Annotated in this window: 6 protein-coding genes; 4 read left to right on the forward strand and 2 right to left on the reverse strand. The window is 70.2% G+C overall.

The window, feature by feature from the left end:
- Window positions 1–233: rhodanese-like domain-containing protein (locus ACV4UX_RS16505; RefSeq protein ID WP_491594379.1), on the forward strand; the 233-nt coding region annotated here is incomplete at its 5' end.
- A 114-nt stretch (window positions 234–347) separates the two neighbouring features.
- Here the strand turns inward: ACV4UX_RS16505 and argJ are convergent.
- Together argJ and rfbA are read right to left on the reverse strand one after the other, a co-directional pair.
- Window positions 348–1,544 carry a bifunctional glutamate N-acetyltransferase/amino-acid acetyltransferase ArgJ gene (argJ, locus tag ACV4UX_RS16510; protein WP_491594384.1) on the reverse strand — a complete coding sequence of 399 codons (1,197 nt, stop codon included), beginning with the start codon at window positions 1,542–1,544 and terminating at the stop codon, window positions 348–350.
- Window positions 1,541–2,422 carry a glucose-1-phosphate thymidylyltransferase RfbA gene (rfbA, locus tag ACV4UX_RS16515; RefSeq protein WP_491594380.1) on the reverse strand — a complete coding sequence of 294 codons (882 nt, stop codon included), beginning with the start codon at window positions 2,420–2,422 and terminating at the stop codon, window positions 1,541–1,543. Before rfbA ends, argJ begins: the two co-directional genes overlap by 4 nt.
- Window positions 2,423–2,504: 82 nt before the next feature.
- Between rfbA and ACV4UX_RS16520 the strand changes: the two genes are divergently transcribed.
- From ACV4UX_RS16520 to ACV4UX_RS16530, 3 genes are all read left to right on the forward strand, one after another.
- On the forward strand, window positions 2,505–3,305 hold the full coding sequence (locus tag ACV4UX_RS16520) for a MogA/MoaB family molybdenum cofactor biosynthesis protein (protein ID WP_491594381.1): 801 nt from the start codon (window positions 2,505–2,507) through the stop codon (window positions 3,303–3,305).
- Window positions 3,306–3,503: 198 nt separating this feature from the next.
- On the forward strand, window positions 3,504–4,772 hold the full coding sequence (locus ACV4UX_RS16525) for an HD domain-containing phosphohydrolase (protein WP_491594382.1): 1,269 nt from the start codon (window positions 3,504–3,506) through the stop codon (window positions 4,770–4,772).
- Between the two features lie 231 nt (window positions 4,773–5,003).
- Window positions 5,004–6,187, forward strand: a 1,184-nt coding sequence (locus ACV4UX_RS16530; protein ID WP_491594383.1) for an endonuclease Q family protein, incomplete at its 3' end; no start/stop codon positions are given.

The raw sequence follows: 6,187 nt of genomic DNA on the forward strand, positions 1-6,187 counted from the left end.
ACGCCGCGCCCTACCTGGCGGCGCACCCCGGGGCGTGGCGCAACATCCCCCAGGACCAGCTGCGCGAGCGCCTGGACGAGATCCCGCGCGACCGCACGGTGGTGCTCCTGTGCAACACGGGCATCCGCTCCTACGAGGGGCAGATCACCCTGGAGCAGGCCGGGTTCAAGGACGTGCTCAACGTGCACGGCGGCATGGCGGGACTCAAGCAGAGCGGGCTGGACCCGAAATAGGGCAGGGGGGGCGTGGGGCGCGCTCAGCCGGAGAAAGACGACCGTATGCCCAAAATGAAAGCCCCCTCCCGGACCGGCCGGGAGGGGGCTTTCGATTCGTTGTCCTCGCGCGCGTCAGCTGCGGTAGGAGGCGTTGCACTTCACGTAGTCGAAGCCCAGGTCCGAGGCCAGGAGGAGGTATTCTCCCTCGCCCGCGCCCAGGTCGATGTCGATGGCGATCTCGGCGCGGCGCATGTGCGGGGCCAGCAGGCTGTCCAGGTCGCCGGGCACGGGCTGGCCGTTCTGGAACACCGGGATGCCCCCGATGGCCACGCTCACCTTCGCGGGGTCGAACTCGGCCCCGGAGCGGCCCACGGCGGCCACGATGCGGCCCCAGTTGGCGTCGCGCCCGAACATGGCCGTCTTCACCAGGGGCGAGTGCCCCACGGCGCGCGCGCAGGCCTCGGCCTCCATGTGGTCCTGCGCGCCCGTCACGTGCACGCGGACGATCTTGGTGCCGCCCTCGGCGTCCTCCACGATCATGTAGGCCAGGGCCTGGCAGAGCTCGTTGAGCGCTGCGGCCAGGGCGGAGAGTTCGTCGTCCTCGCGCACGGCCACGCCCGACGCGCCGTTGGCCATGGCCAGCACGCAGTCGTTGGTGGAGGTGTCGCCGTCCACGGTGACGGCGTTGAAGCTCGCGTCCACGGCGGCGGCCAGCATGGCCTGCCAGCGGGCCTTCTCCACCTCGGCGTCGCAGAGCACGAAGCCCAGCATGGTGGCCATGTTGGGGCAGATCATGCCCGCGCCCTTGGCCATGCCCAGCAGGCGCACGGTTCCCGAGGGCGTCTCCACGAAGCCCCAGGCCATCTTGGGGAAAGCGTCGGTGGTCATGATGGCCTTGGCGGCGTCCAGGGGCGCGGCCTTGCCCAGCCCGGCGGCCAGGGCCGGGGCCTCGGCGCGCCAGAGGTCCATTTTGAGCTGGGGGCCGATCACGCCCGTGGAGGCGGGCAGGATCTCCCCGGGCTCGATGCCCAGGCGCTCGGCCACCAGTTCCAGGGTGGCGCGGCAGTTGGCCAGGCCCTCGTCTCCGGTGCAGGCGTTGGCCTGTCCGGCGTTCACCAGAAAAGCGCGGATGCCTTCCGAGTGCTTGATGTTCTCGCGCGCCACGGTGACGGGCGCGGCCTGGAAGCTGTTCTTGGTGAACACGCCCGCGCCAGCGGCGGGCCGGTCGGAGACGATGAGCGCCAGGTCGTCGCGGCCCTGGTAGCGCATGCCCGAGGCGTGGGCGGCGAAGGAGAATCCCGCGGGGACGGGGACGATCGATTCCATCAGTGTTCCCCCCTGGCTTCCCGGACCACCTCGAGGAGGTACTGTCCGTAGGAGTTCTTGAGCATGTCCTGGGCCAGATGCTCCAGCTGCTCGTCGGAGATGTAGCCCATGCGGAAGGCGATCTCCTCCAGGCAGGAGACCTTGAGGCCCTGGCGGTCCTGGATGGCCTGCACGAACCCGGCGGCCTGGTGGAGCGACTCGTGGGTGCCGGTGTCCAGCCAGGCGAAGCCGCGCCCGAGGAATTCCACCTTGAGCTGGCCCTGCTGGAGGTAGACGTTGTTCACGTCGGTGATCTCCAGCTCGCCGCGCGGCGAGGGCTTGAGCTCCCGGGCGATGTCCACCACCTGGTTGTCGTAGAAATACAGGCCCGTGACGGCGTACTTGCTCTTGGGGGCCTTGGGCTTCTCCTCGATGGAGATCACCTTCTTGGATGCGTCGAACTCCACCACGCCGTAGCGCTCGGGGTCGCGCACCTTGTAGCCGAAGACCACGCCGCCGGTGTCCAGCTGGGCGCAACGCTGGAGCACCTCGGCCAGGCCCTTGCCGTAGAAGATGTTGTCGCCCAGCACCAGGCAGACCTTGTCCCTGCCGATGAAATCCTCCGCCAGGATGAAGGCCTGGGCCAGGCCCTCGGGCTTGGGCTGCACCTTGTAGTGGAAGGAGAGCCCCAGCCAGGAGCCGTCCCCCAGCATCTCGCGGAAGCGGGGCAGGTCCTCCGGGGTGGAAATGATCATGATCTCCCGGATGCCCGCGAGCATAAGGACCGAGAGGGGGTAGTAGATCATGGGCTTGTCGTACACCGGCAGGAGCTGCTTGCTGACGACTCTGGTGATGGGGTAGAGTCTCGTGCCGGAGCCGCCGGCCAGGATGATGCCTTTCATGCACGTCCTCGCTTGTGCTGTGTTCCCGTTCTGGGCTTGTTGCCCATGCCCGCCAAATTTGCAACCGTCAAGGTGGTTTCGCATGAACGGCTCGGTTCTGCTCGCCCTCACCCAGGAGACGACCGTCCTCCCTGGCCAGCGCGTGTTCATCGCCCCGGGCGCCCCTTCGGGGGGCCTCAAACCCGTGCTCTCGTCGGTGGGGGCCCTGCCCAGGCTGCGCGTGGGCACGCATCTGGGGCGCATGGCAGGCAAGCCCCTGTTCCAGGTGGCCGGGCGCGTGCGCTGGCCCCAGGGCGGGGCCGCCCCGGCCCTGGACGTGGTGCTGGCCGACGCCCTGGACGAGGTCTACTTCCCCATGGGCGCGACCACGCTCCTCGCGTGGTCCGGGGGCTTCAGCCTGGCCTGGGTGACCCTCTCAGACAAGGGCGCGGCGGGCCTGCGCGACGACGCCTCGGGGCCGCTCATCGGCGACATGGTGGCCGCCGAACTGGGCCTCTCCAGCATCCAGGGGCACATCCTCCCCGACGACACCCGCCAGCTCAAGGCCCTGATCACGGACCTGGCCCTGGCCCAGGGGTTCGACATCGTGGTCACCACGGGCGGCACGGGCGTGGCCCCGCGCGACATCACCCCCGAGGCCACCGGGGCCGTGCTGGAGACGCGCCTGCCCGGCTTCGAGACGGCCATGGCCATGGCGGGCATCCAGTCCACGCCCCGGGCCGTGATCTCCCGGGCCATGGCGGGCTTTCTGGGCAACACCCTGGTGGTGAACCTGCCCGGGTCCCCCAAGGGCGTGCGCGAGACCCTGGCCGCCGTGCTCCCGGCCTTCGAGCACGCCCTGGAGAAGCGCCAGGGCGACCCGGGAGACTGCGGGTCCGCATAATCCTTCCGCCTGGGCCGGAGCATCTCCCCGCGCCGCCCGGGCCTTCGCCCGGGCGGCGTTCCTCCCTGCGCCCGCTCCCGCACGCCGCCCCTTCCGCGGAGCATTTCGCAGGAAAGAGGCGGTCGGGAAATGCGCCCGGAAGGCCTTGCCAACGCGACCCGAAGGGGATATTTTAAGGCATCCTTCAGGAGTACCGTCGTGCAGTTGCGTCTCTTCGACATGGTGGGCTGCCTCGCCAACGCCGTGGACCTCGTGAGCCCCGAGGTGGCCGGACACCATCGCCGTGTGGGCATCCTGGCCCAGGCCCTGGCCGAGGAGGCCGGGCTCCCCGCCCCCGAACAGGCCGACCTGGCCCTGGCTGGTTTGCTCCACGACGTGGGGGCCTTCACCCTCAAGGACCGCCTGGCCGCACTGGCCTTCGAATCCTCCGACCAGACCCACCCCGAGATCGGCGCGCGCCTCCTGGAGGGCTCCCCGGGCCTGGGCCGCGCCGCCGAGATCGTGCGCTGCCACCATCTGCCCTGGCGTCTGCGCGGGGAGGGCCGCTGCCAGGGCGGCGTGGAGGCGGGCAACCTGCTCAACCTGGCCGACCGCGTGGACACCCTCCTGCCGCGCGTCAAGGGCTCGCCCATCGACCGGCAGCGCCTGGACCGCATGATCCGCGAGGGACGCGGCAGGCTCTTCAACCCAGCCTGGGTGGAGGCCTTCGAGGCCCTGGCCGCCCGGCCGGGACACCTGGAGGCCCTGGCCGAGGCAGGCGTCGCAGGGGCCAGCCCGCACATCCCCGAGGCCTGCAACCCCGAACTGCGTGGGGAGGAAGTCTCGCGGCTTTCGCGCCTTTTCAGCCAGATCATCGATTTCCGCTGCCGCTTCACCGCCACGCACTCGCGCGGGGTCACGGCCACGGCCATGGCCCTGGCCTCGGAGCTGGGCATGGACGGCCGCTCGCGCGACGTGCTGGAGATCGCCGGGGAACTGCACGACCTGGGCAAGCTGGGCGTCCCGGCCGAGATCATCATGAAACCCTCGGCCCTGGACCCGGGCGAGTTGCGCGTGATGCAAAGCCACGCCGAGAACGGCTCCAACGCCCTGGCCGCAGCCCCGGCCCTGGCCGAGGTGGCCCGGCTGGTGGGGCAGCACCACGAGCGCCTGGACGGCAAGGGCTACCCCCGCGGCGTTCCGGCTTCGGGCCTGGGGCTGGGCGCGCGCGTGCTCACCGTGGCGGACATGTTCACGGCCATGGCCGAGGACAGGCCCTACCGCGCGGGCATGGAGCTTTCGCGCATCGTGGGCATCCTGGAAGACATGGCCGCCCACGGCTCCCTGGACCCCGACGTGGTGGGGGTGGCCTCCGCGCGCCGCGACATGCTCGACGAGACCCGCCGTCAGGCCCAGAGCCAGGCCCAGGCCGAGTTCGAGTGCTTCGCCGGGGGGCTGGCGCTCGTGCAGTGCGTGGTCACTGCGTAAAAAGTGCGGAGAACGCGGCGAAGGGCTTGCGTGTTTCCCCCCTTTCTGGTGTAAACTGAAGCATCGGCTCCTCCCCACAGTCGTGCAGGATCCCCCTGCTGAAGAGGCCCTTGTCCGCGCAGGGGCCTTTTCATCGTGGAGCCCGCCTGTTCCCGTCCGGGGGCGTCGGCCGGGGGCCTTGCCCGCGCGGCCCGAAGACGCTAGTCTGCCCCATCCTCAAGGCGGGGCGACATGGACCAGTACAGGGCCGATCTGCACATCCACTCCAGGTTTTCCAGGGCCACCAGCAAGGGCCTGACCCCGCGCCATCTGGCCGCGTGGGCCGGGATCAAGGGCCTGGACGTGGTGGCCACGGGCGATTTCACCCACCCCAAGTGGCTCGAGGAGCTGCGCGAACAGCTCGTGCCGGACTCCGAGGGCCTTTTGCGCCTCAAGGACGCGCGCGGCCTGGAAGGCGAGATCCCCTGGCTGCCCGACGCCCACCTGCCCGGACACGCGCGCTTCATGCTCTCGGCCGAGATCAGCTCCATCTACAAGCGCGGCGGCAAGGTCCGCAAAGTGCACAACCTGGTCTACGCGCCCAGCTTCGAGGCCGCCGAAAAGCTCAACGCCCGCCTGGCGCGCGTGGGCAACCTGGCCTCCGACGGCCGCCCCATCCTGGGCCTGGACAGCCGCCACCTCCTGGAGATGGTCCTGGAGACCGATCCCCTGGCCTACCTGGTGCCCGCCCACATCTGGACCCCGTGGTTCTCGCTCCTGGGCTCCAAGTCCGGCTTCGACTCCGTGGAGGAGTGCTTCGGCAGCCTCTCCGAACACATCTTCGCCCTGGAGACCGGCCTCTCCTCCGACCCCGAGATGAACCGCCTGCTCTCCAGCCTGGACCGCTACCGCATGGTCTCCAATTCCGACGCCCACTCCGGCGAGAAACTCGGGCGCGAGGCCAACCTCTTCTCCGGCACGATCTCCTACGAGGGCATCTACCGCGCCCTGCGCGGCGAGGGCCTGGGGCACGAATTCCTCGGGACGGTGGAATTCTTCCCCGAGGAGGGCAAGTACCACCTGGACGGCCACCTGGCCTGCGGCGTGGTCATGGACCCCCACGAGACCCGGGCCAAGGGCGGGCTGTGCCCCGTGTGCGGCAGGCCCCTCACCGTGGGCGTGCTCAACCGCGTCATGGCGCTGGCCGACCGCGAGCAACCCGTCCGCCCCAAGGGCGAGCCGGGCTTCGTCTCGCTCATCCCCCTGGCGGAGATCCTCTCCGAGATCCACGGCGCGGGCGAGTCCACCAAGAAGGTCCGCGCCCACTACGCCCGGCTGGCCAAACGCTTCGGCCCCGAGCTGAACATCCTGGCCAACACCCCCCTGGACGACCTGGCCCAGGATTCCCCCGTGCTGGCCGACGCCGTGGGCCGCAT

This window comes from Fundidesulfovibrio sp., assembly GCF_058402725.1.

What these genes read in the sequence shown, in the direction of transcription:
- rfbA (WP_491594380.1), bottom strand. Translation starts at nt 2,422, where the DNA reads ATGAAAGGCATCATCCTGGCCGGCGGCTCCGGCACGAGACTCTACCCC.
- ACV4UX_RS16520 (WP_491594381.1), top strand. Translation starts at nt 2,505, where the DNA reads ATGAACGGCTCGGTTCTGCTCGCCCTCACCCAGGAGACGACCGTCCTC.